Consider the following 562-nt stretch of genomic DNA (forward strand, 5'->3'; position numbering starts at 1 on the left):
CCCCCCCGCCCCCCCCCCCCCGCCTTCTCCCGGGCTGTAGACGGCATCCCCGATGCACCGCTGGCAGGAGTTCAGAGCTCTGCCCTACCGACCTGCGTCCAGCTCGTCGTCGGGCTCCGCGCTGGACGCGCCGCCCGATGCGGCCGCGGCGGCCGCGGTCTCCGGGGTCTGGAACATCGGCTCGGCGAAGACAGGCTGCTGGAAGACGGCGGCGGTCGGCCGTGCCGTCCTGCGGCTGCCCCGCGTGGGTGCCGCGTCCTCCTCGACCACGGCGCCGCCCTCGGCCTCGGCGACCCTGCGGCGTGAGCGGGAGCGCGCGGGGCGCTCGGCCTTCGGCTCCTTCGGCTCCCTCGCCTCCTTCTGCTCCTTGGCCTCCTCGGCCGCACCGGCTGCCTCGGTCTCCGTCGCGGGAGCGGCGGCCTTGCGCGTGGCGCGACGGCGGGTGCGCGGCGCCTCGGGCTCCGCGTCCTGCGAGACGGCGACCGCCTCGGCCGCCTCCTCGGCGGCGGGGGCCTGCTCGGCCTGCGGCGCTGTGGCCTTGCGCGTGGCACGGCGACGGGCG

The 562-nt window shown here is 78.5% G+C and carries 1 pseudogene; it reads right to left on the bottom strand.

Going from position 1 to position 562, the window contains the following annotated elements:
• Positions 1-84 precede the first annotated feature (84 nt).
• Positions 85-562 (bottom strand): annotated as a pseudogene (locus JFN87_RS33330) (hypothetical protein); the annotation flags it as partial.

The organism is Streptomyces montanisoli (assembly GCF_017813245.1).
GTDB classification, from domain to species: Bacteria; Actinomycetota; Actinomycetes; order Streptomycetales; family Streptomycetaceae; genus Streptomyces; species Streptomyces montanisoli.